Annotated in this window: 24 protein-coding genes; 10 read left to right on the top strand and 14 right to left on the bottom strand. The window is 70.1% G+C overall.

The window, feature by feature from the left end; genetic code table 11:
• The first annotated feature begins 197 nt into the window (after positions 1 to 197).
• The 5 genes from NR798_RS41800 to NR798_RS41780 are packed head-to-tail and all read left to right on the top strand — an operon-like array spanning position 198 to position 4,962.
• Positions 198 to 1,277, top strand: coding sequence for a type III polyketide synthase (locus NR798_RS41800; protein ID WP_375768181.1), 1,080 nt, complete (start codon positions 198 to 200; stop codon positions 1,275 to 1,277).
• Complete coding sequence (locus tag NR798_RS41795) at positions 1,271 to 1,843, top strand: isoprenylcysteine carboxyl methyltransferase family protein (RefSeq protein WP_375768180.1); 573 nt, start codon at positions 1,271 to 1,273, stop codon at positions 1,841 to 1,843. The genes NR798_RS41800 and NR798_RS41795 overlap by 7 nt, the downstream gene beginning before the upstream one ends.
• Positions 1,836 to 2,120 carry an acyl carrier protein gene (locus NR798_RS41790; protein ID WP_375768179.1) on the top strand — a complete coding sequence of 95 codons (285 nt, stop codon included), beginning with the start codon at positions 1,836 to 1,838 and terminating at the stop codon, positions 2,118 to 2,120. Before NR798_RS41795 ends, NR798_RS41790 begins: the two co-directional genes overlap by 8 nt.
• Entirely contained in the window at positions 2,117 to 3,871 is a 1,755-nt protein-coding gene (locus NR798_RS41785; RefSeq protein WP_375768178.1) for a fatty acyl-AMP ligase, read from the top strand. Before NR798_RS41790 ends, NR798_RS41785 begins: the two co-directional genes overlap by 4 nt.
• The gene (locus tag NR798_RS41780; protein WP_375768177.1) at positions 3,868 to 4,962 is read left to right on the top strand and encodes an NAD(P)/FAD-dependent oxidoreductase; all 1,095 of its coding nucleotides are present in this window, start codon (positions 3,868 to 3,870) and stop codon (positions 4,960 to 4,962) included. Before NR798_RS41785 ends, NR798_RS41780 begins: the two co-directional genes overlap by 4 nt.
• 1 nt (position 4,963) lies before the next feature.
• Here the strand turns inward: NR798_RS41780 and NR798_RS41775 are convergent, their stop codons facing one another.
• Positions 4,964 to 6,091 (bottom strand): 5'-nucleotidase, encoded by a 1,128-nt coding sequence (locus tag NR798_RS41775; RefSeq protein ID WP_375768176.1) that lies wholly within the window; start codon positions 6,089 to 6,091, stop codon positions 4,964 to 4,966.
• Between the two features lie 334 nt (positions 6,092 to 6,425).
• On the opposite strand from NR798_RS41775, the gene NR798_RS41770 reads away from it, so the two are divergent.
• Positions 6,426 to 7,313 (top strand): zinc metalloprotease, encoded by an 888-nt coding sequence (locus NR798_RS41770; RefSeq protein ID WP_375768175.1) that lies wholly within the window; start codon positions 6,426 to 6,428, stop codon positions 7,311 to 7,313.
• A 161-nt stretch (positions 7,314 to 7,474) separates the two neighbouring features.
• Here NR798_RS41770 and NR798_RS41765 read toward each other — a convergent pair whose 3' ends face one another.
• The 12 genes from NR798_RS41765 to NR798_RS41710 form a co-directional block, all read right to left on the bottom strand.
• Positions 7,475 to 9,160: an IPT/TIG domain-containing protein gene (locus NR798_RS41765; protein ID WP_375768174.1), complete on the bottom strand. Its 1,686-nt coding sequence runs from the start codon at positions 9,158 to 9,160 to the stop codon at positions 7,475 to 7,477.
• Between the two features lie 156 nt (positions 9,161 to 9,316).
• Entirely contained in the window at positions 9,317 to 11,107 is a 1,791-nt protein-coding gene (locus NR798_RS41760) for a M4 family metallopeptidase (protein WP_375768173.1), read from the bottom strand.
• Between the two features lie 197 nt (positions 11,108 to 11,304).
• Positions 11,305 to 12,198: a zinc metalloprotease gene (locus NR798_RS41755; protein WP_375768172.1), complete on the bottom strand. Its 894-nt coding sequence runs from the start codon at positions 12,196 to 12,198 to the stop codon at positions 11,305 to 11,307.
• Positions 12,199 to 12,447: 249 nt separating this feature from the next.
• Complete coding sequence (locus NR798_RS41750; RefSeq protein WP_375768171.1) at positions 12,448 to 13,335, bottom strand: zinc metalloprotease; 888 nt, start codon at positions 13,333 to 13,335, stop codon at positions 12,448 to 12,450.
• A gap of 252 nt (positions 13,336 to 13,587) precedes the next feature.
• Positions 13,588 to 15,420 carry a fatty acyl-AMP ligase gene (locus NR798_RS41745; RefSeq protein ID WP_375768170.1) on the bottom strand — a complete coding sequence of 611 codons (1,833 nt, stop codon included), beginning with the start codon at positions 15,418 to 15,420 and terminating at the stop codon, positions 13,588 to 13,590.
• Positions 15,421 to 15,480: 60 nt separating this feature from the next.
• A complete protein-coding gene (locus NR798_RS41740; RefSeq protein ID WP_375768169.1) occupies positions 15,481 to 16,539 on the bottom strand; it encodes a type III polyketide synthase in 1,059 nt (352 codons plus the stop codon).
• Positions 16,536 to 16,880 (bottom strand): acyl carrier protein, encoded by a 345-nt coding sequence (locus tag NR798_RS41735; protein ID WP_375768168.1) that lies wholly within the window; start codon positions 16,878 to 16,880, stop codon positions 16,536 to 16,538. Before NR798_RS41735 ends, NR798_RS41740 begins: the two co-directional genes overlap by 4 nt.
• A gap of 252 nt (positions 16,881 to 17,132) precedes the next feature.
• Complete coding sequence (locus NR798_RS41730) at positions 17,133 to 18,935, bottom strand: methyl-accepting chemotaxis protein (protein ID WP_375768167.1); 1,803 nt, start codon at positions 18,933 to 18,935, stop codon at positions 17,133 to 17,135.
• Between the two features lie 153 nt (positions 18,936 to 19,088).
• Positions 19,089 to 19,826, bottom strand: coding sequence for an SDR family oxidoreductase (locus tag NR798_RS41725; protein ID WP_375768166.1), 738 nt, complete (start codon positions 19,824 to 19,826; stop codon positions 19,089 to 19,091).
• 8 nt (positions 19,827 to 19,834) lie between these two features.
• Positions 19,835 to 21,130 carry a UbiA family prenyltransferase gene (locus NR798_RS41720; protein WP_375768165.1) on the bottom strand — a complete coding sequence of 432 codons (1,296 nt, stop codon included), beginning with the start codon at positions 21,128 to 21,130 and terminating at the stop codon, positions 19,835 to 19,837.
• A 103-nt stretch (positions 21,131 to 21,233) separates the two neighbouring features.
• Positions 21,234 to 22,274, bottom strand: coding sequence for a methyltransferase (locus tag NR798_RS41715; protein ID WP_375768164.1), 1,041 nt, complete (start codon positions 22,272 to 22,274; stop codon positions 21,234 to 21,236).
• Positions 22,271 to 22,657, bottom strand: a complete 387-nt coding sequence (locus NR798_RS41710) for an MXAN_6627.5 family MYXO-CTERM protein (RefSeq protein ID WP_375768163.1) — start codon at positions 22,655 to 22,657, stop codon at positions 22,271 to 22,273. Before NR798_RS41710 ends, NR798_RS41715 begins: the two co-directional genes overlap by 4 nt.
• A 117-nt stretch (positions 22,658 to 22,774) precedes the next feature.
• On the opposite strand from NR798_RS41710, the gene NR798_RS41705 reads away from it, so the two are divergent.
• Positions 22,775 to 24,100, top strand: coding sequence for a response regulator (locus NR798_RS41705; protein ID WP_375768162.1), 1,326 nt, complete (start codon positions 22,775 to 22,777; stop codon positions 24,098 to 24,100).
• Positions 24,101 to 24,168: 68 nt separating this feature from the next.
• Here NR798_RS41705 and NR798_RS41700 read toward each other — a convergent pair whose 3' ends face one another.
• Complete coding sequence (locus tag NR798_RS41700; protein WP_375768161.1) at positions 24,169 to 24,810, bottom strand: hypothetical protein; 642 nt, start codon at positions 24,808 to 24,810, stop codon at positions 24,169 to 24,171.
• 51 nt (positions 24,811 to 24,861) lie between these two features.
• Here NR798_RS41700 and NR798_RS41695 point away from each other — a divergent pair, with 51 nt between their 5' ends.
• From NR798_RS41695 to NR798_RS41685, 3 genes are all read left to right on the top strand, one after another.
• Positions 24,862 to 25,245, top strand: coding sequence for a hypothetical protein (locus NR798_RS41695; protein WP_375768160.1), 384 nt, complete (start codon positions 24,862 to 24,864; stop codon positions 25,243 to 25,245).
• 54 nt (positions 25,246 to 25,299) lie between these two features.
• Positions 25,300 to 25,950 (top strand): thioredoxin-dependent thiol peroxidase, encoded by a 651-nt coding sequence (gene bcp, locus NR798_RS41690; protein ID WP_375768159.1) that lies wholly within the window; start codon positions 25,300 to 25,302, stop codon positions 25,948 to 25,950.
• 193 nt (positions 25,951 to 26,143) lie between these two features.
• Positions 26,144 to 26,719, top strand: coding sequence for a hypothetical protein (locus NR798_RS41685; RefSeq protein ID WP_375768158.1), 576 nt, complete (start codon positions 26,144 to 26,146; stop codon positions 26,717 to 26,719).
• Positions 26,720 to 26,817: the final 98 nt, after the last annotated feature.

Below are 26,817 nucleotides of genomic sequence, written 5' to 3'. Positions count from 1 at the left end.
GGTGCCAGCGGGCGGGATGTTGTGAACCAGACGACAGGCACACGCCCCGCGTCGAGGCGTTGGCGGCGGGAGGTGTCCGCCAGCCAGCATGTACGCGACATGAAGGCCGTCCGCCGCGTTCAATCTCTTCTCCCTCGGTCGCACCCTCATGAGTGGGTGATTAACCGTCGCTCCTTACCCCTACAGGGACGGCGCCGATGAACTCCACTCCAGCTCAGGACTCTCTCCCCATCATCCGCGCGGTGGAGCGACTGCTTCCTCCCCACTATGCCTCCCAGGACCAGATCATCGGCGCCCTGAGGGACATGTGGGCCACGCGCCACTTCAACATCGAGCGGTTGGAGGAGCTGCATCGCTCGGTGCAGGTGGATGGGCGCTTCCTCGCGCTGCCCATCGAGCAGTACCCCTCGCTCGTCACGTTCCAGCAACGCAATGACGCGTGGATCCAGGTGGCCACGGACCTGGGCGAGCAGGTGGTGCGCAAGGCGTTGGAGCGCACGGGGCTCACTCCCCAGGACGTGGACCACGTCTTCTTCGTCACCGTGACGGGCATCGCCACGCCGAGCATCGACGCGCGGCTGATGAACCGGCTGGGCATGCGCCCGGACATGAAGCGCACGCCCATCTTCGGGCTGGGCTGCGTGGCGGGCGCGGCGGGCACGGCCCGGGCCTCGGACTACCTGCGGGCGTGGAAGGGCCAGACGGCGCTGCTCATCTCCGTGGAGCTGTGCTCGCTCACGCTGCAGCGCGAGGATCTGTCCATCCCCAACATCATCGCCTCGGGGCTCTTCGGAGACGGGGCGGCGTGCGTGGTGCTCCAGGGGGGAGATCGCTCGAGCGCGGGCCCTCGTGTCGTGGCCACGCGCTCGGTGCTCTATCCGAACACCGAGCGCATCATGGGCTGGGACGTGGTGGACTCGGGCTTCAAGGTGGTGCTGTCGGCGAAGGTGCCGCAGCTGGTGCGCGATTTCATCCGCCGGGACGTGGACGGCTTCCTCGCCGAGCACGGCCTCACGCGCAAGGACGTGAAGCACTGGGTGGCGCACACCGGCGGCCCCAAGGTGTTGCAGGCCTTCGAGGAGTCGCTGGAGCTGGCGCCGGACACGCTGGCGAACTCCTGGGCCTCGCTGCGCGAGGTGGGCAACCTGTCCTCGGCCTCGGTGCTCTTCGTGCTGGGCGACATGCTGGAGTCCGGCAAGGCGCAGCCGGGGGACTGGGGTGTGATGATGGCCATGGGACCGGGCTTCTGCGCGGAGCTGGTGCTGCTGCGATGGTGAGCGCGCTCGGCGGGTATCTCGGCTTCCTGGGGCTGCTCGCCGCCGAGCGGCTGGTGGAGCTCGTGCTCTCCAATCGCAACGCGGCGCGGGCCTTCGCGCGGGGCGGGGTGGAGACGGGCCAGCGGCACTACCGGGTGATGGTGGTGTTCCACTCGCTCTTCCTCGTGGCGTGCGGGGCCGAGGTGGTGGGGCTCGCCCGTCCCTTCCCGGGGGCGCTCGGCATGGGCGCGCTGGGCGTGGCGCTGGTGGCGCAGGCGCTGCGCTACTGGGCCATCGCCTCGCTGGGCGAGCGCTGGAATACGCGCATCATCGTGGTGCCGGGCCTGGAGCCGGTGACGCGGGGGCCGTACCGCTTCCTGCGCCATCCCAACTACGTGGCGGTGGTGCTGGAGCTGGCCGCGGTGCCGCTCATTCACGGGGCCTGGGTGACGGCCCTCGTCTTCTCGCTGGGCAATGCCCTGCTGCTCCGCGTGCGCATCCGCGCCGAGGAGGAGGCACTGGGCGCCGTCTACGCCCAGGCATTCGCTGACAGGCCCCGCTTCATTCCGGAGGTGCCCCGTGGTTGAGAACGAGCTCGTCGTCCTTCACGAGATACGCCGCATCGTCTCCCAGGAGCTGGACTGGCAGGGGGCGGTGGAGCCCGCGCACCACCTGATGAGGGACCTGCAGCTGGACAGCCTGGGGCTGACGGTGCTGGCGGTGGAGCTGGAGAACCGCTTCCGCATCCGCCTGTCCATGGAGGACTCGGTGGGGGTGAACACCGTGGGGGACCTGATGCGCCTGGTGGCCGCGCGGGCCGCTGGGGAGTCCCCGGTGGCGTGCGCCGCGGGAGGTGCCCCGTGAAGGGGCCGGCGCTGCCGCCGCTCAAGCACACCACCGTCAACGAGGCGCTCGCCGCCGCGGCGCGGACGCCGCATGGGCTCGTCTTCGTGGACGCGGGCGAGCGCGAGACGCCGCTGTCCTGGGCGCAGGTGTATGGACGGGCCCGCCGTTGCGCCGCGGGGCTGAAGCGCCTGGGGGTGGCTCCTGGCGAGCGCGTGGCGCTGCTGCTGCCCACCTCTCCGGGCTTCATGGATGCCTTCTTCGGCGCGCTGCTGGCGGGCGCGGTGCCGGTGCCGCTCTACCCGCCGGTGCGGTTGGGACGGCTGGAGGAGTACCACCGCTCCACCGCGCGCATGCTGGAGGTGTCGGCCGCGGTGGTGGTGCTCACGGACGCGAAGGTGCGGCTGCTGCTGGGCGAGTCCGTGGCGGCGGCGCGCCCGCGGCTCGGCTGCCACACGGTGGAGGAGGTGGCCCGCGAGGAGGGAGACCTGGCCGTGCGTGTCTCGCCCGAGTCGCTCGCGCTCATCCAGTTCTCCTCGGGCTCGACGGTGGACCCGAAGCCGGTGGGGCTGAGCCAGGGCAACCTGGTGGCGCAGCTGGCGGCGCTGGAGGCGGAGCTGCCGCGGCCGGTGGACCGGGAGCCGGTGGGCGTGTCGTGGCTGCCGCTGTACCACGACATGGGCCTCATCGGCTGCCTGCTGTCGGCGGCGTACTACCCGGGCAGCATGGTGCTGATTCCCCCCGAGGTGTTCCTCGCGAGGCCCGCGCTGTGGCTGCGCGCGCTGTCGCGGCACCGGGGCTTCGTCTCGCCCGCGCCCAACTTCGCCTACGGGCTGTGCCTCAAGCGGGTGAAGGACGCGGACATGGAGGGGGTGGACCTCTCGGGCTGGATGCACGCGCTCAACGGCGCGGAGCCGGTGTCGGTGGAGACGCTGCGTCTCTTCTCCGAGCGCTTCGCCCGGTGGGGCTTCCAGGCGGGCTCCCTGCGGCCGGTGTACGGGCTGAGCGAGGCGTCGCTGGCCGTCACCTTCCCGCCGGCGGGACGGGGGCCACGGCCGCTGGGCGTGGACGCGCGGGTGCTGGCCACGGAGCGGCGCGTGGTGGACGGCTCGCGCGAGGTGGTGTCCGTGGGGCGTCCGGTGCCGGGCTTCGAGGTGGAGGTGCGCGACGAGCTGGGCCACGTGCTGGAGGAGCGGCGGGTGGGGCGGGTGTTCGCGCGAGGGCCCTCGGTGATGGCGGGGTACGTTGGCAACCCGGAGGCGACGGCGCACGCGCTGGACGCCGCGGGCTGGCTGGACACGGGAGACCTGGGTTTCGAGGCGGACGGTGAGCTGTTCCTCACGGGCCGCGCGAAGGACCTGGTCATCATCCGTGGCGCCAACCACGCGCCCCAGGAGTTCGAGGAGTGCCTGGAGGCGGTGGAGGGCCTGCGCACGGGCTGCGCGGTGGCGCTGGGCTTCACGCCCGAAGGGGAGAACGACGAGGCGCTGCTGTTGCTCGCCGAGCAGGCCCCGGGCGCGGAGGTAGCGGGCCTGGAGGAGCGGATTCGCGAGGCGGTGCTGGCGGGCACGGGCGTGAAGGCGCACACGGTGCGGGTGCTGGAGCCGGGGACGCTGCCGCGCACCTCGAGCGGGAAGCTGCGCCGGAGCGAGGCGCTGCGGCGCTACCTGGCGGGCGAGCTGACGGCGCCGAAGAAGGTGGGCACGGTGGGGCTGGTGGTGGAGATGGCGAAGAGCGCCCTGGCCTTCGCGCGCTCGGGACGAGACGGGTGAGTGCCTGGGACGTCGCGGTGGTGGGAGGAGGGCCCGCGGGGCTGGCGGTGGCGCTCACCACGGCGAAGCGGGGCCTCCACACGGTGGTGCTGGAGCGCGCCGCCGTGCCGCCGGACAAGGCATGTGGTGAGGGCTTGATGCCCTCGGGCGTGGCGGCGCTGGAGCGCTTCGGGGCGCTCGCGCTGTTGGGGCCGCGCGACTGCGCCCCCTTCGTGGGCATCCGCTACGTGCAGGAGGACGGGAGCGGCGCCGAGGGTCGGTTGCCGGCCCCCGGAGGCCTGGGCGTGCGGCGGGTGGCGCTGGTGACGGCGATGGCGGCGAGGGCGCGGGCGCTCGGCGTGGAGCTGCGCGAGCACTGCGCGGTGGTGGGCCAGCGGCGCACGGCGGACGGGTGGGAGGTGGAGACGGCGGACGGGCCGCTGCGGGCGCGGATGCTGGTGGCGGCGGATGGGCTGGCCTCGCCGCTGCGGCGCGCCGAGGGGTTGGAGCTGGAGGTGGCGGGGCCGAGACGCTTCGGGCTGCGGCGCCACTTCCGGATGAAGCCCTGGGCGCCCTTCGTGGAGGTGCACCTGTCCGACGGCGTGGAGGCGTACGTGACGCCGGCCGGTGCGGAGCGGGTGGGGGTGGCCTTCCTGTGGACGGACGGGCTGCCGGGGCGCATCGGCTTCGAATCGCTGCTCGCGCGCTTTCCCTCGCTGGCGGAGCGGGTGGGGGGCGCGGAGCCGGACTCGAAGGCGAGGGGCGCGGGGCCGCTGGCGCGGGCGGCGCGGGCGCGGGTGGCGGACCGCTTCGCGCTGGTGGGGGACGCGGCGGGCTACGTGGACGCGGTGACGGGCGAGGGGCTGTCCCTGGCCTTCACGTGCGCGGAGGCGCTGGGAAACCTGTTGCCGGATGCCCTGGTGAAGGGCGCGGCGCGCGAGTCGCTGCTGCCCTACGAGCGGGTCTTCCAGCGGGCGTTCCGCAAGTACGCATGGCTCACGGGGGCCATGCTGATGCTGGCGCGCAGGCCCGCGCTGCGCCGTCCGCTGGTGCGCTGGCTGGGCACGAATCCGCGCGTCTTCGAGCGGATTCTCGCCCACGCCATCGTGTAGCTCAGTTCTTCGCGGTGACCGAGCCGACCGGCTCGATGGCATCCACCCGCTGCTTCAGGGCCGGGTCATCCGCCACCGCCAGGCCCAGGGTGACATAGGAGAGCTGGTGCGCGCGCCCGCCGGGAGGAGGCTTCACCTCCACCTCGGACTCCAGCTGCCGCAGGCGGCCCTCCAGCTCCGTGATGGTGCGGGTGAGCTCGCCGCGCGTCTGCTCGTCCGGGGCGCTGGCGAACCGCTCCTGCGCCTTGAGGATGTTGTCCTCCACCACCCGCAGCTGCTTGAGGGCGCGCGAGCCCGAGCCCAGGTCCTTCGAGGGCCCCCGTCCGTCCACGCTCAGCTCCAGCCGCGTCACGTGCTTGCCGAGCTCCCCCGCGGGGAAGACGGCGGCGTGGCTGCCCACCAGCTCGCCAATGCCCATGCCCCTCGCGTCGTGGGACTGCACCACGAAGTCCACCGCGTCCCCGGCCACCAGGGCCAGCTTCACCGCCTGCTGGTAGGGCACCGCCGCCAGCACCACCACCACGTCCACCTTCTTCGTCTTGCGCAGCTTGCGGGCCTCGGCCAGCGCGGCTTCCACCGGAGGCAACCCCTTGAGCCCGGGCTCCCCGGCCGGCGCGCCCTCGGGGGACACGCCCACCACGCCCACCTTCAGTCCTCCGGCCTCCACCACCATGGAGGGCGCGAAGGGCGCCTTGCCGGCCTTGTCCACCAGGTTGGCCGACAGCAGCTTCATCTTCTTGCGCGGCCGCGTGAGCGTCTGGAGGTAGGGCAGGCCCTGCGACAAATCCCGCTCCCCCACCGCCATGGCCACCGTGCCCTGCGCCTCCATCTGCTCGAGCACCAGCTCCGCCTTCTGCTGGACGATGGCCTCCTCCTGGGGCTCCTTCTCGCGGAAGAGCGCGTTGCCCGCGTCCATCAACACCGTGGGCAGGCCCCGGGCCCGCTCCGCGTCGATGACCGTCTTCCTCCGGGCCAGCCCGCCCTGCGGCTCCTGCTTGCAGCCACACGGGGCGATCTCTCCCCGGTTGTCTCCGGTGAAGAGCAGCACCAGCCGCTTGGGCGCCGCCAGCGCCCCCAGGGGCATCAGCAGCAGCACGGCCATCACCATCCCTGAGAATCGCGCCTTCACTTCTTCTCCTCGCACGCGCATGGGCCCACGGGGCCTCGGTGTCCTCCTCGATGCTACGCCAGACTCTTCCGCCCACGGGCCCGCCGGCGCCCTTCCACCCCCGCCCCCGCCTCGCGGATGAGTAGTTGCGAGTGCAACCATTGACGCGTCAGGCATTTGTTGCAGGTGCAAATTTTGACGCGGAAGGTAGTGGTTGTCGCTGCAACGAATGCCGCGCGGAGTCAAGTAAAACCGGCTTAAAAATGAATAAAGGGTTTGATCATTTTTTTGGATTACCCTAAAAGAAACATCCCCTTCGGTTGGTTTCCTCCCAATTGGGAAAAGGTGGATTCACATGCGGACGATCAAGTCGATTCTGGTGTTCGGTGCGGTTGCGGCGATGACGGGCTGCGGCCCCGTGGACGAGGCGGAGCAGGTTGCCGCCGAGGGTGTGGAGGCGCAGGTCGCCGACCCCCGCAACTGCGGCGCCGAGTCCTTCGACGAGGAGCAGGTCGCGCAGATCGAGTCCCGCTTTGAGATGCTGAAGGCGCGTCAGGCGATGGGCGGCGACGTGCACGCCATGGCCGTCTCCATCCCCGTGTACTTCCACATCATCAAGAGCAGCGCGGGCGGCGGCGGCGTGACCACCACGCAGATCAACAACCAGATCACCGTCCTCAACAACGCCTACGCGCCGTCGGGCTTCAGCTTCTATCTGGCCGGCACGGACACCACCAACAACGACTCGTACTACACCTGCACCGGTGGCACGTGTGAGACGAACATGAAGAACGCCCTGCGCAAGGGCACGGCGACCGCCCTCAACTTCTACACCAACAACATGGGCGGCGGCCTGCTCGGCTGGGCCACCTTCCCCTGGAGCTACGCCTCCAGCCCGAAGATGGACGGCGTGGTGGTGCTCCAGAGCTCGCTGCCCGGCGGCTCGGCCACCAACTACAACCAGGGCGACACGGGCACCCACGAGGTCGGCCACTGGATGGGCCTGTACCACACGTTCCAGGGCGGCTGCACCAGCACCAACGACAGCGTGAGCGACACCCCGGCCGAGTCCACGGGCGCCTCCGGTTGCCCCACCGGCCGTGACAGCTGCACGACCTTCGCCGGTCTGGACCCCATCACCAACTTCATGGACTACTCGTACGACTCCTGCATGAACACGTTCAGCGCCGGCCAGAACAGCCGCATGAACAGCATGTGGACCTCGTACCGCGCGGGTAAGTAAGCCGCCCCGTTCCGAGACATCTCTCGTCCCGGACTTGAGCAGCGGGTCTCCCATGAACGTGGGGGCCCGCTGTTTGTCTTTGCGGGCCTCGCGGCGCGTCCCACCCGGCGGGACTCGGGCGGCTCCTGGCTGCCCGAAGCCACCCGGACCCCTTCACCCCTTCAGGGAGGAGCGCCCTGGGCCACCCAGTCGACGAGGAGCTGCTTCTCCGCGGCGGTCAACGGTGCGCCCTTGGGCATGGCCGAGCCCGCGCAGGCGGGGTTGGTGCTGGTGGCGAGCACCTTGTCGAGGAGGACGCTCTGGGAGCGCTGCGGACGGCAGGCCAGCACGCGCACCGCCGGAGCGCAGCCGGGGGCCGAGCTGGGGACGCCGACGAGCTCGGCGCGGGCCTTGCCGGAAGAGAGGTCCAGGGCGGCCGCCGCGCTGGAGGTGTTGTGGCAGCCGGCGCTCGCACAGTCGCGGGTGAAGAGGGGCTGCACGTCAGCGGCCAGCGTGACGGCCCGCGAGGCCACCCCGAAGGACACCGGGCTGGAGGCTCCGCCCCCCGGCGACGGGTTGGTGACGACGACGGCCGCCACGTTGCCCGAGGGCGCCGAGGCCACGAGCGAGGCCGGAACGGAGACCCGCAGCTCGCTGGCTCCCACGGAGGTCACCGTCACCGGGGTGCCGTTGAAGGTGACGCTCGAGCTGGACAGGAAGCCCGAGCCGCTCAGCGTGAGGGTGAAGCCCGCGGCCCCCGCCACCGTGCCACAGGGGGACAGCGAGGACAGCGTGGGCACCGGGTTGGGCGCGCCCACTCCCAGCGTGAAGGGGTTGCTCGTCTCGCCGGTCTCATTGCGCACCTGCACCGGGTAGTCGCCCGCGGGCGTGGCGGGCAGCGGCACGGTGAGCTGCGTGGAGGAGCAGGAGGAGGGCGTGGCGGTGCCTCCATTGAAGAGCACGGTGGTGCGGCTGGCGGGAGGTGAGCAGACGTAGCCGGAGCCCGTCACGGTGAGGGTGAAGTCGGCATCCGCATCCACGCGCGCGGGAGTCAGCCCGGTGATGGAGGGGACGCTGGTGGTGACGGCGGCGAGCGTGAGGGTGTTGCTCGTCCCCCCACCGGGAGCCGGGTTGCGCACGGCGACGGAGTGGCCCCCGGCCGTGGACAGGGTGGGAATCCGCGCGGTCAGCGAGGTGGCTCCCCCATAGGCCGTCGTCACGTCGGCGCCGTCGAGCACCACGACCGAGCTCGCGAGGAAGCCCGAGCCGGTCAGCGTGAGGGTGAAGGGCGCGCCCTGGGTGGCCACGGAGGAGGGGGAGAGGCTGTCCAGCTGGGGCAGCGGGTTGCCGGTGCCCGCGTCCGGCGGGGGCGTGCCTCCTCCCGTGGGCGCCGGGGCTCCCGAGCAGATCCACCCGGCGACGTCGCGCAGTGCCGCTGTGTCGAGGTAGGGCCCCCCCACGGGCATGCGCCCCTGCGCCTCCGGGAGGAGCTTGAGGTAGAGCTGGCTGCGCTCGGGCCAGCCGGGCTTCACGCGCAGCCGCGCCTGGTCCCCGGTGGTGGGCTGGTTCACGGTGGCCTGCCACAGCTCCTGGGCGTTGTGAAAGGACAGGCCTCCCGCGCCACTCTCGTGGCACCCCGCGGTGCAGCCCGTCGGCTGGGTCGCCACGAAGTGCGCGGCGTACACCTCGTCCAGCGTGCGCGGGGCGGTTCCCTCGCACAGGGGGCTCTTGGGCTCGGGGAGGACCACGGCCTCGGGCAGCTCGTCCGTGCATCCGCCCGACAGGACGAGGCACGCGAAGAGGATGATCTGAATGACTCGGGGGCCGTGCTGATTCCACCCGGCAGGGGTGGGGAGGGCGTTGCTCACCTTCGCTCCTTGATGTGTCGCCAGGAGACCCAAGGGGGTCCGGACTGGTCACACCAGGGCGAAGGCCCGGCGCCCACCTGGCGCCAGAAAGACAACCGGCGCGGCCACCCAGGAAGGGGAGCCGCGCCGGCGTGAGGACCGCGGTGCTACCGGGGATTACTGACCGGAGCTCACCGTGTAGGTGGTGCCGGAGTAGGCCGAGTAGCCCTTGATGAGGACGTAGTAGGTGCCCTGCTTGGCGCCGTTGATGGTGCAGCTCTCGGTGGCGGTGGCGCCCGCGGACATGCAGTCGTAGCTGGCGGTGGTGGGGGCGCTGCCGAACTTCACGTACATGTCGGCATCACCCGTGCCGCCGGTGGTGGCGAAGCGCATGGCCGTGGCGCCAGCGGGGGTGACGTGGGTGTAGTTGGTGCTGCTGCCCTTGGCACCCGAGAGGTTGTTCACCGTGGTGAGCACCGTCCAGGTCGGGGGAGCGGAGACGCCCACGGCGACCCAGGCCTCGTTCACCGCGGCGGCGGCCGTCGAGCCGTAGAGGTCGGCGGCGGCCTGCGCCGTGGCGCCGCGCGCCTCGGAGAAGGTGCTGCCCGGCGTGAGGTACACCGTGTTGGCGCGGTAGAAGATGGCCGCACCCTTCTCGATGCTGCTGTACAGGTTGGCATCGAGCGCGGGCACCACGTTGCTCGTCTTGCCGCGCGGGTGCGTGCCACCGGTCACCATCAGCTTGAAGGCCAGGTTGGCGATACCGGAGTTCCAGTGCACGCCGCCGTTGTCGGAGGTGCCGGTGTAGCGCGTGGGGTAGTAGTCGTAGTCACCCGCCAGCGCCGGGTCGTTCATGTAGCGCAGGGCGTCGCCCGCGGTGGCCGGGGTCCAGCACTCCTCGCCAATCTTCCAGGTGTTGGCGCTGACGGCGCCGTCACGGAAGGCCTCGATGGAGGCGCCGAAGATGTCGGACATGGCCTCGTTGAGGGCGCCGGACTCACCGGAGTAGACGAGGTCGGAGGAGGTGTCGGTCACGGCGTGGGTGAGCTCGTGGGCCACGACGTCGAGCACCGTCAGCGGGCCGGACTGGGAGCCATCGCCATCGCCGTACACCATCTGGGTGCCGTCCCAGTAGGCGTTGACGTAGTTGCGGCTGTAGTGGACGGACGAGGTGAGCGTGCCACCGGTGCCGTTGTAGCTGTCACGGCCGAACTTGTTGAAATAGAAGTCGTAGGTGAAGCCCGCGTTGTCGTGCGCCTGGTTGGCCACCGCGTCGCTCACGGGAGCCTGGCCCTCGGAGCGCAGCAGGGTACCGGGGAGCGTGGTGCGCGTGCTGGCCGTGTACGTCTTGCGGTTGCGGCTGGTCTTCAGGTTGTCGAACTGCTGGACGAGCTCGCCCGTCTTCGCGTCGATGAAGAGGTTGGGCATCGAGGGCTCGCCCTTGTCCGTGACGGACTCGAGCTGCACGCGGTACGTCAGGCGCACGTTGCCGTTGCTCTCGGGCAGGAGCTGCAGGTCCACCTTCGGGTCGGCCTTCAGGGCGCGGGAGCCGCCGACCTGGGCGACGGCGATCTGGGAGGCCTCCTCGGCGCGGAGGCCGGGGGTAGTGTCCACCTTGAGGTCGCGCACGAGACGGTCCGTGACGGAGGCGACGGAGCCGTTGGCATCGAGGTGGAGGATGGCCTGGGCGCCAAAGACGGGCACGCCGCGGAAGCTCTGGGTCACGCGCTCGTGGGTCAGGCCCTTCTCGTCACGCACCGCGCGCTTGAACGACACATCCCCGGCGCCACTGAAGAACTCCGGACGCTGAGCGCGGAGCTGCTCCAGGCCACGGCCCTGGGCGTTGACGGAGATGTTGCTGTCCTGGGTCCCCTGGGCGTCCTGGGTGCCGACTTCGGTGCTGTCGACGCTGCAGGCGCTCCCGAGGAGCATGAGGGGGAGGATGGAGACCAGACGAGGGGTGCGCATGACGGTTCCTTCCGACTCGACGGTTGTGTCGAGCACTTCCTTACTTTCCGATAAAATCAGTTCTCCTGTCAAGCTGTAATTTTCCGTTATTGTTGTGAAGGTGTGAGTAGGTGACGGTGCGTTCCCGAGCCACAAAAGCAAGACGCCGGAGCGCTCGAGGCGCTCCGGCGTCGGGACTTCAGGACTTCAGGCGCGGACTACTTGCCAGCGCGGTAGGTCGCCCAGAACGAGTCCATGCGGGCCACCTGGCCGGCGGAGAACCGGTCCATGCAGTAGTCGTCGGTGTAGTCCATGAAGTTGGTGATGGGGTCCAGGCCGGTGGTGCGGCAGGTGTCGCGGCCGGTGGGGCAACCGAAGGCCGAGGACTGCTCGGCCGGCGTGTCATCCACGTAGTCGTTGTTCTTCTGGCAGCCGCCCTGGAACGTGTGGTACAGGCCCAGCCAGTGTCCCACCTCGTGGGTGGCCGTGTCGCCCAGGTTGTACGGAGCCGCGGAGCCGCCGGGCAGCGAGGTGTTCAGGATGACCACGCCGTCATCCTTGGGGGCGCCCGCGTACCAGTTGGGGAACGTCGCCCAGCCGAGCAGACCGCCACCGGGCGAGCTGAAGTACATGTTCAGGTCGTCGGCGGTGCCCTGGCGCAGCGCGTTCTTCATCGCCGCCTCGGCCGTGGTGTCCGGGCCCGCGGTGTACCAGGTGCTGTTGGTGGTGCGGTCCGTGCTCACCAGGGTGAAGCGGAACGGGGTGTTGGCGTAGGCCGCGTTGAGCACCGCGATCTGATCGGCGATCATCGCATCGGAGATGTCACCGTTGGACGCGCCCGTGCCCTTGTTGATGACGTGGACGTAGGTGGAGATGTTGATGGAGCCCACCGCCGCGAGCGACCCGCGGTACTGGCTGAGCATCGCCTGCACGGACTCGGTCTCGCTCTCGGCCGGGGTCGGCGTGGCGCAACCGCTCTTGACGACCTGCTGCGTGGCCGGCTGCTGCTCCTCGGCCGGCTTCTGCTCGGCGCTGGTGCAACCGCCCAGCGCGAGAACGGCACCCACGACGACCGCGAACTTTCCACCCATCGAAACCACGCTGCGGGACATTTCCAGCTCCTCGGAAATAGTTGCTACATCTTCTATCTCAAGGATAAGCGACGAGCAATGGCCCCATTGCTTTGGCTGAAAAATTCCAGTTATTAGGAATTGAGGAAATGGAGGGGAGCCGGGCCGGACGGGTAATCCGGGGGAAGACCGGGACGGCCCGTGAAGGCGCGGCGCACGAAAAGCAAAACGCCGGAGCGCTGTGGGGCGCTCCGGCGTCGGACTTCAGGGCTTCAGGATTTCAGGCGCGAATCAAATCCCGCGGTACTGGATGGTCAGGGCGTCCATGCGGTCCGCCTGGCCAGCCGAGAACGTGTTCATGCAGGAGTCGTCGGTGTAGTCCATGAAGTTGGTGATGGGGTCCAGACCGCCACCGGAGCAGGTGTCGCGGCCGGACGGGCAGCCGTAGGCGGCGGAGGACTCGGGGGCGGTGTCGCTCACGTAGTCACCCGGGTCCACGCAGCCGCCCTGGAAGGTGTGGTACGCGCCGAACCAGTGGCCGGCCTCGTGGGTGAGGGTGTCGCCCTCGTTGTAGGGAGCCGCGGAGCCGCCGGGCACGGAGCTGTAGAGGATGACCACGCCGTCCATCTTGGGGCTGGAGGCGTAGCTGGAGGGGAAGGTCGCCCAGCCCAGCAGGCCGCGGCCCATGTTGTTGGAGTAGACGTTGAGGTCGCCCGCGCCGCCCTTGCGCAGCGCGTTCTTCATCTTCGTCTCGCAGCCGCCGCCAGCGCAGGTGTACCAGGTGGAGTTGGTGGTGCGGTCCACGCCCGCCAGGGTGAACTTGAACGGCGTGTTCTTGTACGCGGCGTTCAGCACGGAGATCGACGAGTCGATCTGCGTCTGGGGGATGTCACCGTTGGCGATGCCCGTGCCGTTGTTGATGACGTGCCAGTAGACGTTGACGTTCACCGAGCCCGCGGCGCGAGCCTGGGAGTGAACGCGGCCGGCGATGGCCTGCTCCACGGAGGCCTTCTCGGCCTCGGTCAGGTCCACCGTGGCGCAGCCGGTCTTGGTGACCTGCTGCGTGGGCTGCTGCTCCTCGGCCGGCTTCTGCTCGGCGCTGGTGCAACCACCCAGCGCAAGGACGGCGCCCACAACGACCGCGAACTTGCCACCCATCGAGACGACGCTACGGGACATTTCCAACTCCTCGGGAAAAGTTCTCCAGTCTTATACCCCAAGAATTGGCGGCGAGCAAGGGAGTGAGCGACTTTCATGAAATATTCTAGTTACATGGATGTGTGGAAACCTCCGCAAGCCGGGGGGAAGGGGTAATTCAAGGAAGAACCGGGACTGAGGGTGAAGCGGGCCGCACGAAAAGCGAAACGCCGGAGCGCTCGAGGCGCACCGGCGTCGGGACGGCGGGGCTTGCTCGACCTGTCATCCCCGCCCTCAGTGGACGATGGACTGGCGGGCCGGAGGATTCACCAGCAGGGAGAGGTTCTCGAAGGCCTCGATGTTCTGGCGGATGTAGGCGCGCTTGATTTTGCCGCTGGTCGTCTTGGGGACGGTGTGCGGGGCAACGGGGATGACGCGGTTGGGGCGCACGCCGGAGCCCTGGTAGACCATCTCCTCCACGTGCTTGCACTGCTGGCGCAGCACGTCGAGCTTGGTCTCGGTGGTCTCGCAGACGATGACGATGTCCTCGGTGCCTGTCTGCAGGTTGTTGACGCCCACGGCGGCCACGCAGCCGGCGCGCACCCCGGCCACCTGGGCGGCGGCGCTCTCCATGGTGTACGGGTGGTGGTTCTCGCCCGCCTTGATGATGAGATCCTTGCTGCGCCCGCAGATGAAGAGCTGGCCGTCGGCGAGGTAGCCCAGGTCCCCGGTGTGCAGCCAGCCCTCGCGCAGCACGGCGTCCGTGGCCTCCGGGTTCTTGAAGTAGCCGCCGAAGAGGGACGTGCCGCGCAGGAGGATTTCGCCCTCGTGGCGCTCGCCCAGCTCGCGGCCCTCGTCGTCGACGATGCGGAGGTCGATGCCGCGCAGCACCCGGCCCACGCTGAGCACGGTGAGCGCGTCCGGGCCGCCCTCGTGGAGCGGGACGGCCTGCCGCTTCGAGGCCAGCGCCGAGCGGGAGAGGGTCTCCATGCGCAACGGATCGTTCCGGTCGCGGATGGAGATGCCCACCACCATCTCCGCCATGCCGTAGGCGGGCCGCCAGGCGTCCGGCTCGAAGCCGTGGGGCTGGAAGCGCTCGGTGAAGTGGCGCACGGTGTCGGCGTGGATGAACTCGGCGGCGTTGTAGGCCCGCTCCCACGCGCTCAGATCCAACCCCTCCACCTCGGCGTCCTTGATGCGCTTGACGCACAGCTGGTAGGCGAAGTTGGGCGCGAAGGACGAGGTGGCGCGGAAGTAGTGGATGGCCCACAGCCAGCGCGCCGGCTTGAGGAGGAAGCCGAAGGGCGGCAGCAGCGCCGTGGGAATCCCGTGGACGAAGGAGGCCAGGGTGGAGGCCACCAGTCCCATGTCGTGGAACAGGGGCAGCCAGCACACCATCAGGTCATCCGAGTCCCACTGGCTGATCTCCCCCATGGCCGCGCAGTTGGCGAACAGCGCGCGGTGGGAGATCTGAACGCCCTTGGGCGCGTCCGTGGTGCCGGAGGTGAACTGGATGAAGGCGGTGTCGTCGGCGTGGGTGGTGGGCGGCTCGAAGGCGGGGGCCTCGCCCTCCAGCTCCTTCACGGTGGCGACGAAGGGGGCCGCGTCGGGCGCCTGGTCGAGCAGGGCCTCGTGGGCCAGGTCCGCGAAGTCCGGGTCGATGAGCATGGCCCGGGCGTCCAGCAGGCGCAGCTTCACCCCCAGCCGCTCGCCCCAGGCGCGCACGGACACCTTGGAGGAGGGCAGCTCGATGAGGCAGGGCGTGGCGCCCACCAGGCCACAGGCGAAGAAGCTCTCGAGGAACTCGGGGCTGGTGTCGAAGGAGAGCACCACCTTGTCGCCCTGCCGCACGCCGCGCGCGTGCAGGTTGGCGGCGATGCGCAGCGCGTTGTGGTGCAGGTCCCCCGCGGTGAGGACGGTGAGCTTCTCCTCCAGGTCCGCGAAGTAGAAGAGGGGCTGCGAGGGCCGGGTGCGCGCCCAGTGCACCACGGCCTCGGCGAGCGTGGCCACCGGGGCCACGTGGGAGCGGGTGGGCCCCCGCTGGGCAATCTCCCGGCTGGAGTGGCGCCCCACGCCGGGGCCCAGTTGCACGGACGCCGTCTGGCGGCGCAGCGGTTGCTGGCTCATCGCTGTCTGTCCTTTGAGAAGAACTGGGAGAAGAACCGGCGGTGGAGCGCCGGCCCGGACTCAGAAACGGACCAGCATGCCCTCGACGGTGAGGCCGGGGCCAAAGCCCATCATCACCCCGTACTCGCCGCGCTTGGGCTTGTCCGTCTTCAACGCCTCTTCCAGCACCAGCAGGGCGGTGACGCAGCCGCAGTTGCCGAACTCGCTCAGCACGTGCCAGCTGGCGCGCATCGCCGACTTGTCCAGCTTCAGCTGCCGGGCAATCGCCTCGAGAATCTTCGGGCCGCCCGGGTGGATGAGCCAGTGCTTGATGTCCGCCTTGCCCAGCTTCTCCGGGCCCAGCAGCTTCTCGAGGAAGGCGTCGATGTGCTCGGCGAGCACGAAGGGCACGTAGGGCGACAGGGTCATCTTGAACCCGTCGGTGTACATGTGCCAGCCCATCAGCTCGTTCGTCTCGTAGAGCTGCTCGGTGTGGGAGCGGATGAACTGCACGCCCTCGCCATCCGGGGCGCTGCCCATCACCAGCGTGCACGCCGCGTCGCCGAAGAGGCCCATGATGACGGCCTGCTCCGAGTCCGCGTCATCGCGGAACTGCAGCGAGCTGTACTCCGAGGCGTTGGCGATGACGTACTCGTCCGGGCGCGCGGCGATGCTGTCCATGGCCGTGCGCAGCACCGGGAAGGCCGCGAAGCAGCCCATGTGCCCCACGAAGGTGCGGCGGATGTTCGAGTTGAGCCCCAGCTTCTTCGCCGTGAAGAGATCCAGGCCCGGGCCCGAGTAGCCCGAGTTGGTGGTCATCGTGAAGGCGCCCACCTTGGAGCGCTCCAGGGTGCCCAGGGCCTTCTCCACCGACTGGCTGGTGACTTCCAGGCCCACGCGCTCGAAGACGCGCACGCGCTCGCTCAGGCCCTTGTTGCCGTCCTTGAGCTCCACGCGCGGATCCCACGCGAAGTGGCGCCGGCGCACCCCCGTGTTCTTGATCATCCGCTCGGCGTTGGGCAGATCCTTGTACCAGTGCTTGAGCAGCCCCTCGTACATCTCCTCCTGGGTGAGCGAGAGCGGGGGCGTGGCCGAGGCAATGGACAGCAGGGTGGGGCGGCGGGGTGCTGCCTGCGTCATGCAACCTCCACGTCGAGCCCGGCGGGCCCGGCGCTGGAGAGGTGGGTGGCGCGGCCCTCGGGCAGCTCGGCGGGGACGTCGCGCACCAGCCGCTCATCGATGAAGTCCACCAGGCTGCCCACGGTGTCGTGCCCGCGGCGCGACGCCTTGATGTACCAGGGGGTGAACTCGATGTCGGCCACTTCGTCCTTGAGCCGGGAGATCATCGACTCGAGATGGAAGGAATCCATGCCCAGATCATACGTCATCGAGGCGAACTCGCTCACGTCGTCCGGGAACAGGCCATTGTTGGTGGCCAGGATGATGTTGCGGACGTTGTCGAGAATCTCCTGCCGGTGCATGTGGACCTCCCCGCTCAGGGCGAGTCAGCTGGTGGCCCCCCCGTGCAACGATGACAGAATATTACAGGTATGAGCCGTATCCGGTCAACCTGTAATTTTCGTGTAGACCTGGAATGTAGGTCTGACGCGATGTGTCACTAGCACGGTCCCCACGGAGGCGGTAGTCCGTCGTGGCGGGAGTCATCCTGTGCATCGCGGGAAAGAACGAAAAGCCCGGGAATACCCGTCCTCCGGGGCGGAGGGGGGGCGGGGCTATTCGACGTGGTACTGGCCGGCGACCTGGCTGACCTGGGCGGAGACCTTCTGGAGGGTCTGCGCGGCCTCCTGGGTGGACTCCAGCCGCTCCATGGCCTGGTCCATGCTGCGCGACAGGTCGGCGATGGCGTTGAAGATCTGCTTGAAGCCGGCGTTCTGCTGGCTCACGGCGGCGGTGATTTGCGTCACGGCCGAGGAGCTCTCGTTCACCATGAGGGAGAGCTGGCGCAGGCTGTCGCCGGACGTCTTCACCTTGCCGAGGCCGCCCTCCACCTGTTCGGCGCTCACGTCCGTCATGGCGACGGCGTCGCCGATGGCGTTGCCCACCTCGTCGAGGATGTTGCTGATGCGGGTGGTGGAGCGGATGGACTGGTCGGCGAGGTTGCGGATTTCGCGGGCCACCACGGTGAAGCCCTTGCCGTGCTCGCCGGAGCGGACGGCCTCGATGGCGGCGTTGAGCGCGAGCATGTTGGACTGGTCGGCCAGGTCCTTCACCGTCTGGGTGATCTCCCCAATCTGCACGGCGCTGGTCTGCAGGCGCTCCATCTTGCCGCGGATGGCGAACACCGAGTCGCGGATGGCGCTGAAGCCGGCGATGGTCTGCTCGATGGCCATGGTGCCGGCGCGGCTGAGCTCCTCGGCGTGGCGCACCACGTTGAGCACCTCCTGGGCGCGCTGGGCGGTGATGTCGGAGGTCTGTTTGATCTCCTGCGCGGTGACGTTGGTCTCCTGGATGGCGGTGGCCTGGGTGGTGAGGGCGCGGCGCTGGGCGTCGTTGGCGTTGCGCAGGGTGGCACCGGCCTCGACGAGCTGGTTGGCGGACTGCTGGAGGGTGCGGGGCAGGGCGCTCAGCTGCACGACGATGGAGTTGAGGCCGAAGGCCAGGTCGCCGATCTCATCGGTGGAGATCCACTGGGGCGGACGCACCTTGCCGATGGAGAGGCCCTCGATGGCTTCGAGCACGGAGAGCGAGCCGCGCTCCTGGCGGCGCGCGAGCATCCACGCGGTGATGGTGGGGATGGTGAGCAGCAGGAAGGCGAGCACCGCCACGGGCACACTCAGCTCGGAGAGGAGCGAGGAGGACATGCCCTCCATCATGCGGGCGGCGTCGAGCTGGCCGGCGGCCTGGAGCTGCTCGATGTAGGAGCGCTGGACGTTGTTGGACTGCACGGCCACGGCGACGCCGCCCAGGAGGATGAGCGAGAGCACGCAGACGGCGAAGGCGTAGGGGAGGAACCAGGACTGGCGCACCCAGAAGAAGCCGCCGCTGATGACCCGCAGGTGGGGGTGGCGCTGCTGCTCCTCGAGGGCGAGCGGCTGCATCCACCGCTCCATGACGATGCCGGCGGGGAACGCGAGCAGGAGCCCGACGGCCAGCCCGACGAGGCCGCCCCACACGGCCAGCTTGAGCTCCTTGCCGAACCACAGGCAGACGCCGGTGGAGAAGAAGGCGGCGCCGGCGGCGTAGGTGCCCACCAGGTTGTAGAAGGCCAGGCGCCAGGGCAGCTTGAGGATGCGCACCAGCCGCAGCCCGGGCTGCTCCCCCGTGTTGGTGCGCAGCGCGCTGCCGACGAAGGAGTGGATGATGATCAGCGGGAAGAGGACGGCGAACAGGAGCAGCGTCGGCGGCAGGAGCCAGAAGAGCGCGCGGGAGACCTGATCTCCCTCGAGGCCGAGCACCATGCCCAGCAGGTAGGCCACGAAGGGGGCCAGGGGCAGCGCGCAGGCGCGCATGAGCGCATCGATGCGGCTGGGCAGGGAGCGGTTGGTGTGGCTCGACGGTTTTTTGCGGAGCACCATGTTCGAGGCCCGGGGCGGAGCGGTGACGCGGGGCCCGGACGGGACGCTATCACCTTTCCTCCACCCCGGGGGCCAGGAGCCCTGGAGGATGGAGGAGGGCGGATGGGCTCGCCCGCCCTGAGGGGTTGGCTGGCCGCCTGCCCGTACGGGGCGTCACAGCTTCATGCGCTTGAAGACGCGCTCGGGGATGCCGCGGATGGCGAACATGATGGGGCCCCAGAAGCCGGGCAGGTACACCTCGTCCTTGCGCGCGTCGGCCGCCCGGACGATGCCCCGGGCCACCTTGTCCGGGGTGGCGAAGAGGGCGTTCTTCTTCATGTCGGCCGTCATCGGCGTGTCCACGAAGCCCGGCTTCACCGTCACCACCGCCACGCCCGAGCGCGCCAGCCGGTTGCGCAGGCCCTGGAGGAACACGCTCAGCGCGCCCTTGGAGGCGCCGTACACGTAGTTGCTCTGCCGCCCCCGGTCTCCGGCCACCGAGGAGATGACCACCAGCGTGCCCGCCTTCTGCGCCTCGAAGCGGTTGGCCAGCGGCGTCAGCAGGGACACCGCGCTGAGGAAGTTGGTGCGCAGCACCCTCTCCGCCTCCGCGTACGAGCGCTGGGCGGCCTCCTGGTTGCCCAGAATGCCATGGGCGAGCAGCGCCCCATCCAGGCCCCCGAGCGCCGTGGCCGCGCGCTCCACCAGCGCCTCGTGCTGGGCGAGGTCGTCCAGGTCCAACGCCTCGGTGTGCACGCTGGCGGCGCCCCTGGCACGCGCCTCGGTGGCGGCGGCCTCCAGCCGCTCGGGGTTGCGGCCCACCAGGTACAGCGACGCGCCCCGGGCCGCCAGCAGCTGCACCGTGGACTGCGCAATGGCGCTCGTGGCGCCGAGGACGATGACCTTCTTCATGGACTCCCTCATGTCGCGGCCAGCAGCACGCCCATGGCGATGAGCCCCACCACGTAGCTCACCTTGTCCTTCAACGCGAAGACCAAGGGGTCTTCATTCACCAGGCCGCGGTGGGCCAGCAGCCACACCCGGCCCACCCAATACAGCATCACCGGGCACAGCAGCCACAGCCGTTCCGGGGACGGGTAGAGCGCGGTGACTTCCTTGCTGGTGATGTAGAGCGCGAGCACCAGCACGGACAGGTAGCCGCTGGACACCCCGAGGATGGCGAGCTGCTCGTAGTCCCCGGCCATGTACCCCCGGCCCGGCGCGGCCGCCTCGTTGGCCTGCCGCAGCCGCCGCACCTCGCTCAGCCGTTTGACGAGCGCGAGCGAGAGGAAGAGGAACATGGAGAAGGTGAAGAGCCAGCTGGACGTGGGCACGCCCACCGCCAGGGAGCCGCCGAAGATGCGCACCGTGTACAGCCCGGCGAGCACCAGCACGTCCAGCATCATCACCTGCTTGAGGTAGAACGAGTACGCGAGCGTCACCGCGTAGTAGGTGCCCAAGAGGGCCAGGAAGGCGCCCGGCAGCAGCAGCGCCACCGCCGCGCCGGTCCCCAGCAGCAGGGGCGCCAGCCACAGGCCCGCGCTCACCGCCAGGTCCCCCGAGGCGAAGGGCCGCCGCCGCTTGGTGGGGTGCTTACGGTCCGAGTCGAGGTCGAGCAGATCATTCAGCACGTACACGCTCGAGGCGCACAGGCTGAAGGAGATGAAGCCTAGCACGGCCCGCAGCAGCAGCGGCACGTCCAGCGCCTTGTGCGCGGCCAGCAGCGGCACGAAGAGGAGGATGTTCTTGGCCCACTGGTGCACCCGCAGCGCCTTGAGCAGCGTGCGCACGAGCGGCTTGGCGGGCGGGGTGCGGTGCACGTGCTCGTGGGGGCCGTCGAGCGCCTCGCCCTGGGCGTGGAGGGCGTCGAAGAGGCCCAGGTGCGCGGCCACCGCCTCGGCCACCTTCCGGTCCGCGGCCGTGGTGAGCACCACCCGGCGGCCCCGCGCCCGCTCCTCGGCGAGGCGCGAGAGCAGCACCTCGTCATAGGGCAGCCGTGTCACGTCCAGCTCCACCCGCCGCGCCACCTCCGCCCGGAGGAAGGCCGGGCCCCGCACGCTCCACCCCAGCACCGCCGGGACGAGGTAGGGCTGGCGCTTGAGCAGCCTCAGCAGGCTCTCGTGCAACGTGTCCGTGCGCGCCAGCACCCCGTCCAGCTCGACGGCCAGGGGCAGCGGGTCCTGCGACACGGGGGCGGTGGAGGCGGTGGGCAGCATCGTCGGGCAGGCCGCAGGGTAGCGCAGCGCAAGTGCCTCGCGCCCGGGTATGTGGACCGTCCGTCCACGGGCGGATGGATGGCCGCGCGGGGGGCGGCCATGCTCACTCGGGCCGGGCGATGATGAGCGTCTGCAAGGGCAGGTGGCGCACGGGTTTCATGCTGTCGATGCGGAAGCCCGCGTCGTCCAGGAAGCCCTCCATCTCCGCCGGGGTGTAGGCCGCCGCCTTCGAGGTGAGGAAGTAGTGCAGGCCGATGAGCGGGGCGGCGCTCGGGGGCTTCTCCACGTCCTCGCGCAGGTACTCCAGCACCGCCAGCGTCCCCTTGGGCGTCATCGCGGTGCGCACCCGGCGCAGCAGCGCCACGTTCTGCGAGGGCGACAGGTGGTGCATCACCTGGAAGAGGAGCACCCCGTCATAGGGGCCTCCCAGCTCCGCGCTGAGGATGTCCCCCTCCTTGTGCGTCACCAGGTGCGACAGGCCGGCCTGGGCGATGATCTCCCGGCCCACCCGCACGCTGCCCTCCAGGTCCAGCACCGTGGCCTTCAGCCCCCGGTTGTGGCGGCACAGCTCCGCGGCGAACCAGCCATGCGCGCCCCCCAGGTCCAACACGTGCCGCGCACCCCGGGGCAGGGGAATGGCGCGCACCACCTCGGGCGCCGACAGCCGCGCCATCTGGTGCATGGCGTGGATGTAGGAGCGCCAGCGCGGGTCGTCCGGGGCGAAGCGGTGGATGTCCACCGACTCGCCCGTGCGCACGGCCTCCTCCATGTGGCTCCACCACTCCCACTGGGTGTAGTTGAAGTCCAGGAAGCCCCCCACGTACTGGGGCGAGCGCGGGTCCAACCAGCGCCGGGCCCGGTCCGCCATCCGGTAGCGGCCCTTCTTGCGCTCCACCGCCTCACACGCCTCCAGCGCCTCCAGCAGCGCGCGCGTGCCCTCGGGGGACAGCTTCAGCCGCGCCGCCAGCTCCTCCACCGTGGCCGAGCCGTCGGCCAGCGCCGCGAACACGCCCAGCCGCTCCCCGGCCATCAGCGTGCGCGAGGCCATCATCCCGAAGAAGGCGTGCGCCAGCGGCTGGGGCGCCAGGTTCAGCCAGTCCGCCACCCGCTCCAGCAGGTTGTCCGCCTTGAGTCCGAGCCTCATCGTCCCTCCCGGCCGCGCCGCCACACCGCCAGCACCAGTCCCAGCCCCACCACCGCCAGGGAGTCCTCGGGGCCCAGCAGGCAGCCCACCCGGTCCGCCTGGCGAATTCCGGTGTAACGGCACACACCCTGGGTGCAGCTGAAGCGCGCCGCGCAGTCATTGCCGCTGCGGCAGGCCCCTCCGGGCCGGCCCGTGGAGTCATCCCCCTCCGGGTTGTCCCGGTCCGCGCCTCCACCCCCCACCGAGGCGTCCGGGACGTCATACACGCTGCCCGCGTCCCGGGTGCCCGCGTCCTGCTGGGCGTGGACCGCCAGGGGCAGCAGCAAGGCCAGGGGGAGGACGAGGCGCGACACGATGAGACGGGTCAGGTGAGCGGACTTCATGGGGCGAATCTCGAAGCGGAGGGGGGCCCCAACCTATCCGCCCGGCCGCCGGGATGCATCTTCCGGTTCAATCAAGCTCTTACGAAGTGACGGGCTTTTGGTTAGGGTGGGCGCGCGATGGCTCCCCGAATCCTCGTCGTCGATGACAATCAGGAGCTCCTCACGCTCCTCACCCAGCTCTTCGAAGATGCAGGCTACGAGGTGGTGGGCGCGATCAAGGGCAAGCAGGCAGTCGAGGTCTCCCGCGCCCAACCCCCCGCGGTGGCCGTGCTCGATATCCTGCTGCCCGACATGATGGGCTACCACTTGGCGGACGCGCTCCGGAAGGACCAGCCCCAGCTGCCGCTCATCTTCATCACCGGCGTCTTCAAGGGCGGCAAGCACGCCATGGAGGCCCGGCAGAAGTACGCGGCCGCCGGCTACTTCGAGAAGCCCTTCGAGGCCGCCAAGCTGCTGGAGGCGGTGCAGAAGCTGGTGCCCACCCAGAAGCAGGCCCCCTCTCCCACCTCCATGCAGGACGCCTTCGACGTGGAGCTCGACATCGACGTCGAGGAGGAGGGGCCCCAGGACGCGATGGAGCTGACGGGCCGCATCAAGGTGACGGGCGGCGACAACCTCACCGCCGAAATCCGCGGCGCCAACCTCACGGCCACCCCGCTGCACAAGGTGGCGGCCACCCTGGTGCGCCCGCCCGTGCCGGGCCGCCCGCCGGACCCGCTGCCCGTGGGCGCGGGCGGTCCGGGCCACCGCCGCGGCGAGCTCAAGGACAACCTGCCCTCGCTCCTCACCGCCTTCTACCTGTCGCGCGAGACGGGCGAGCTGGGCGTGCAGCGCGGCAAGGTGCGCAAGGTCGTCTACTTCGAGCGCGGCACCCCGGTGTTCGCCCTCTCCAACCTGCTGGCGGACCGCTTCGGCCAGTTCCTCGTGCGCGTGGGGAAGATCAAGCCCGAGCAGCTCGAGGACGCCGCCGCGGTTGCTACCGCGAACAACCGGCGCACCGGCGACATCCTGGTGGAGCGCGGCCTGCTCAAGGACACCGAGCGCCTGTACTACGTGGGCCAGCAGGTGAAGGCCATCATCTACTCGCTCTTCTCGTGGGAAGACGGCACGTACGTGATGAGCTTCAAGGAGAAGGCCGCCGCCGAGTCCATCAAGCTGGACGTGCACCCGGCCAACCTCATCGTCCGCGGCATCAAGAAGCTCTACAAGTCCGAGCGCCTGCGGCGCATGCTGCGGCCCGAGGATCGGCTCATCCCCGCCGTGGCCCCGGCCTACCAGCTGCACGAGGTGGAGCTGGAGCGGTGGGAGGCGGAGCTGCTGCCGAAGATCGACGGCAACCGCACCGTGGCCGAGCTCCTCGCGTACGCCAACCGCCCCGACCAGATCGTCTACGGCTTCCTGGTGTCGATGATGGCGCTGGGCATCCTCGAGCAGCGCACCTAGGGTTGCGCAGGCCCCCTCTCCCCCTGGGAGAGGGCGGGGGGGTGAGGGTCGTCACCCGCGTGCCTGACTCAGAGGCGGCTGGCGATCCAGAACAGGCCGAGCACGGCGGAGGCCCCGGCCACGAAGCGCTGGAGGCGCTCGGCCAGGGTGGTGCCCACGCGGGCGAGGCCCTCGGCGAAGAGCAGGCCCACCGCGCCCATGCCCACCAGGATGCCGAAGGCGAAGCCGGGCAGGTACGTCCACCCCGAGGACTGCATGCTGCCTCCCACGAGCAGGGGCGGCAGGGCCAGCAGCAGCGAGCGCACACCACTGACGGCCATGAGGGCCCCGGCGGCGGTGCTCACCTGGTCGTGCATATGGGAGTGCGGCTCGTGCGTGTGGCCGGGCAGGTGCGGGTGGCCGTGGCGCAGCACGTTGGGGAAGAGGAAGGCGGTGACGGCGAGCGCCACCAGGACGGCGCCGCCGAAGATCTCCGCCCAGCGCTCGAAGGTCTCCGAGAGGCCCACGCCCGCCAGGAGGCAGAAGGTGGCCACCCCACCGAGCACCGCGGCGTGCCCGATGGCGAAGCGCAGCGCGACGAGGAAGGTGGCGCGGCGCCGGGACGGGCCCAGGGTGCCGAGCGTGGCCATGGCGGCGCAGTGGTCCGGCCCCACCGCGTGGAGCAGGCCCTGGCCGAGACCGAAGAGGAATGCGAAGAAGAGGGGCGACACGGGGAGCACCCTATCCGCCCTTCGTGTCCGAGGCCAGCAGGAGGGTTGCACGTGTCTCCCATCTACCGAAGCCGCCGGACCCTGGTGCCACTCCTGTTGGGCGCCCTGCTGAGCGTGGGGGCCTGCAAGAAGGACGAGGGGCCGGAGCTGCTCGCGCGCGCCGAGGCGAAACACGCCGAGCTGGTCGAGCGTGGCGTCCCTCCGAAGGATCCGGCCTGGGAGGCGGTGCTGGGCGAGCTGAGGAAGGTACCGCCGGACTCCAAGGCCTACGCCGAGGCCCAGCGGCGGCTCTCCCGGCTCGAGGAGCTGCGGAGCACCCCGCTGCCGCGCCGGCCGCTGTCGAGGCCCGGCGTGCCGGAGGGCGGGTCTCCCTCGCTGGACGAGCACGGCCACCCCATGCACGCGCACCCCGGGGAGACCGACGGCGGAAGGTGACCGGAAAAGTGGGGCTTGCGAAGACGTACGGATGGGTTATCCAAGCGAGCACCCATGCCCATTCCGCAGACCGGCCACCCGGCCCCCGACTTCCAGCTGCAGGACCAGAACGGCAACGACGTGAAGCTCTCGCGGCTGCGAGGCAAGAACGTCGTCCTCTACTTCTACCCGAAGGATGACACCCCGGGCTGCACGCAGGAGGCGTGTGACTTCCGTGACGAGCACTCGGCGCTGCAGGCGGCCGGGGCGGTGGTGCTGGGCGTGTCGCCGGACGACACGAAGAGCCACCAGAAGTTCGCCACGAAGTTCTCGCTGCCCTTCCCGCTGCTCGCGGACACCGCGCGCCAGGTGTGCGACGCCTACGGCGTGTGGGGCGAGAAGTCGCTGTATGGCCGCAAGTTCCTGGGCGTGACGCGCGCCACCTTCCTCATCGACACCGAGGGCAAGGTGGCCCGGGTGTGGCCCAAGGTGAAGGTGAAGGGCCACGTGCAGGAGATCCTCCAGTCGCTCGAGGGCGGCGCGCCAGCGGGGCAGGACACCGACACCGAGACGCCCGAGCCGGCCCGGAAGAAGGCGGCGCCAGCGGTCAAAGCCGCGGCGAAGAAGGTCGTGGCGAAGAAGGCGGCTCCGGCGGGCAAGGCCGTGACGAAGAAGGCCGCGCCGAAGAAGCCAGCCGCGCCGAAGAAGCCAGCCGCGCGCCGGTAGTCCCCTGGCGATAGAGCGAGCATCCCTCCCCTCGCCCTCCGGGAGAGGGACGGGGTGAGGGTGCCACGGTTCCCTGCTTCCAGCTCCGTGTGCACGCGAGCAAGCAGCCCTCGCCCGCCCGCTCGCGGCTACCCGTCTTCCCCCTGCATGCCCACCCCTGTCCTAGGCAAGGCACGACGACAGGGAGGCGGTCATGCGGAAGACGGGGATGAAGGTGGCACTGCTCGGCGGAGTCGCTGGCGCGGCGCTGCTCGCCGGGTGCGGGAGCAACCCCTACGACTACGGGCGCAAGTGGTCCCTGACGGCCCAGGAGGACTACTACTCCGAGCAGGCCCAGGGTCAGGACGTGGCCGCCCGGGAGCGTTCCAACATCGGCACGAGTGCCACGCCGTTCGAGACCGACGAGCAGGAGCGGGGCACGGGCGGCGCGGGTGCGGCGGAGGCGCGAAGCCAGGGCAGAACGGTGGCGCAGGACAACCTCTGGTTGCAGCAGGACATGCGCGTCCCGTTCCCGCCGCCGGAGATCGATGCCGCCCGGGAGCTCGGGACGGGCAAGCCGTTGAAGGTGGGCCGCAATGGGGCCTGGGTCCAGGGCACCCGGGGAGTCGAGCTGGGCTCCGGCCTCGCGTCCTCGGTGCACACCTCTGGCAGCTCCTACGCGCCGCGGGAGCAGCCGACGGGCACGCCGCTCCCCACGGCCCCCGCGGGTGAGGGCGAGCAGTCGACCAAGGGCCAGATCGGGCAGCCACCGGCCGCGGATGACCAGTAACGCGGGCCCGGTTCTCCTGTTGGAGGCCAGCCTGGCGGGCGGGCGCTCGACAGAGACCCGCTCGGTAGCCCGGAAGCCGCCGGGTGCCCATCCCTGAT

Origin of the sequence: Archangium gephyra (assembly GCF_042230915.1) — a bacterium.
GTDB lineage: Bacteria > Myxococcota > Myxococcia > Myxococcales > Myxococcaceae > Archangium > Archangium gephyra_B.
The sequence above is the reverse complement of the archived record's forward strand: the minus strand, read 5'-3'. Positions and strand labels throughout refer to the sequence as shown.

Bases quoted from the DNA above. Each gene is read 5' to 3' on its own strand.
- NR798_RS41800 (WP_375768181.1), top strand. From the start codon at position 198: ATGAACTCCACTCCAGCTCAGGACTCTCTCCCCATCATCCGCGCGGTG.
- NR798_RS41795 (WP_375768180.1), top strand. From the start codon at position 1,271: ATGGTGAGCGCGCTCGGCGGGTATCTCGGCTTCCTGGGGCTGCTCGCC.
- NR798_RS41770 (WP_375768175.1), top strand. From the start codon at position 6,426: ATGCGGACGATCAAGTCGATTCTGGTGTTCGGTGCGGTTGCGGCGATG.
- NR798_RS41760 (WP_375768173.1), bottom strand. From the start codon at position 11,107: ATGCGCACCCCTCGTCTGGTCTCCATCCTCCCCCTCATGCTCCTCGGG.
- NR798_RS41755 (WP_375768172.1), bottom strand. From the start codon at position 12,198: ATGTCCCGCAGCGTGGTTTCGATGGGTGGAAAGTTCGCGGTCGTCGTG.
- NR798_RS41750 (WP_375768171.1), bottom strand. From the start codon at position 13,335: ATGTCCCGTAGCGTCGTCTCGATGGGTGGCAAGTTCGCGGTCGTTGTG.
- NR798_RS41745 (WP_375768170.1), bottom strand. From the start codon at position 15,420: ATGAGCCAGCAACCGCTGCGCCGCCAGACGGCGTCCGTGCAACTGGGC.
- NR798_RS41740 (WP_375768169.1), bottom strand. From the start codon at position 16,539: ATGACGCAGGCAGCACCCCGCCGCCCCACCCTGCTGTCCATTGCCTCG.
- NR798_RS41735 (WP_375768168.1), bottom strand. From the start codon at position 16,880: ATGCACCGGCAGGAGATTCTCGACAACGTCCGCAACATCATCCTGGCC.
- NR798_RS41730 (WP_375768167.1), bottom strand. From the start codon at position 18,935: ATGGTGCTCCGCAAAAAACCGTCGAGCCACACCAACCGCTCCCTGCCC.
- NR798_RS41725 (WP_375768166.1), bottom strand. From the start codon at position 19,826: ATGAAGAAGGTCATCGTCCTCGGCGCCACGAGCGCCATTGCGCAGTCC.
- NR798_RS41720 (WP_375768165.1), bottom strand. From the start codon at position 21,130: ATGCTGCCCACCGCCTCCACCGCCCCCGTGTCGCAGGACCCGCTGCCC.
- NR798_RS41715 (WP_375768164.1), bottom strand. From the start codon at position 22,274: ATGAGGCTCGGACTCAAGGCGGACAACCTGCTGGAGCGGGTGGCGGAC.
- NR798_RS41710 (WP_375768163.1), bottom strand. From the start codon at position 22,657: ATGAAGTCCGCTCACCTGACCCGTCTCATCGTGTCGCGCCTCGTCCTC.
- NR798_RS41705 (WP_375768162.1), top strand. From the start codon at position 22,775: ATGGCTCCCCGAATCCTCGTCGTCGATGACAATCAGGAGCTCCTCACG.
- bcp (WP_375768159.1), top strand. From the start codon at position 25,300: ATGCCCATTCCGCAGACCGGCCACCCGGCCCCCGACTTCCAGCTGCAG.
- NR798_RS41685 (WP_375768158.1), top strand. From the start codon at position 26,144: ATGCGGAAGACGGGGATGAAGGTGGCACTGCTCGGCGGAGTCGCTGGC.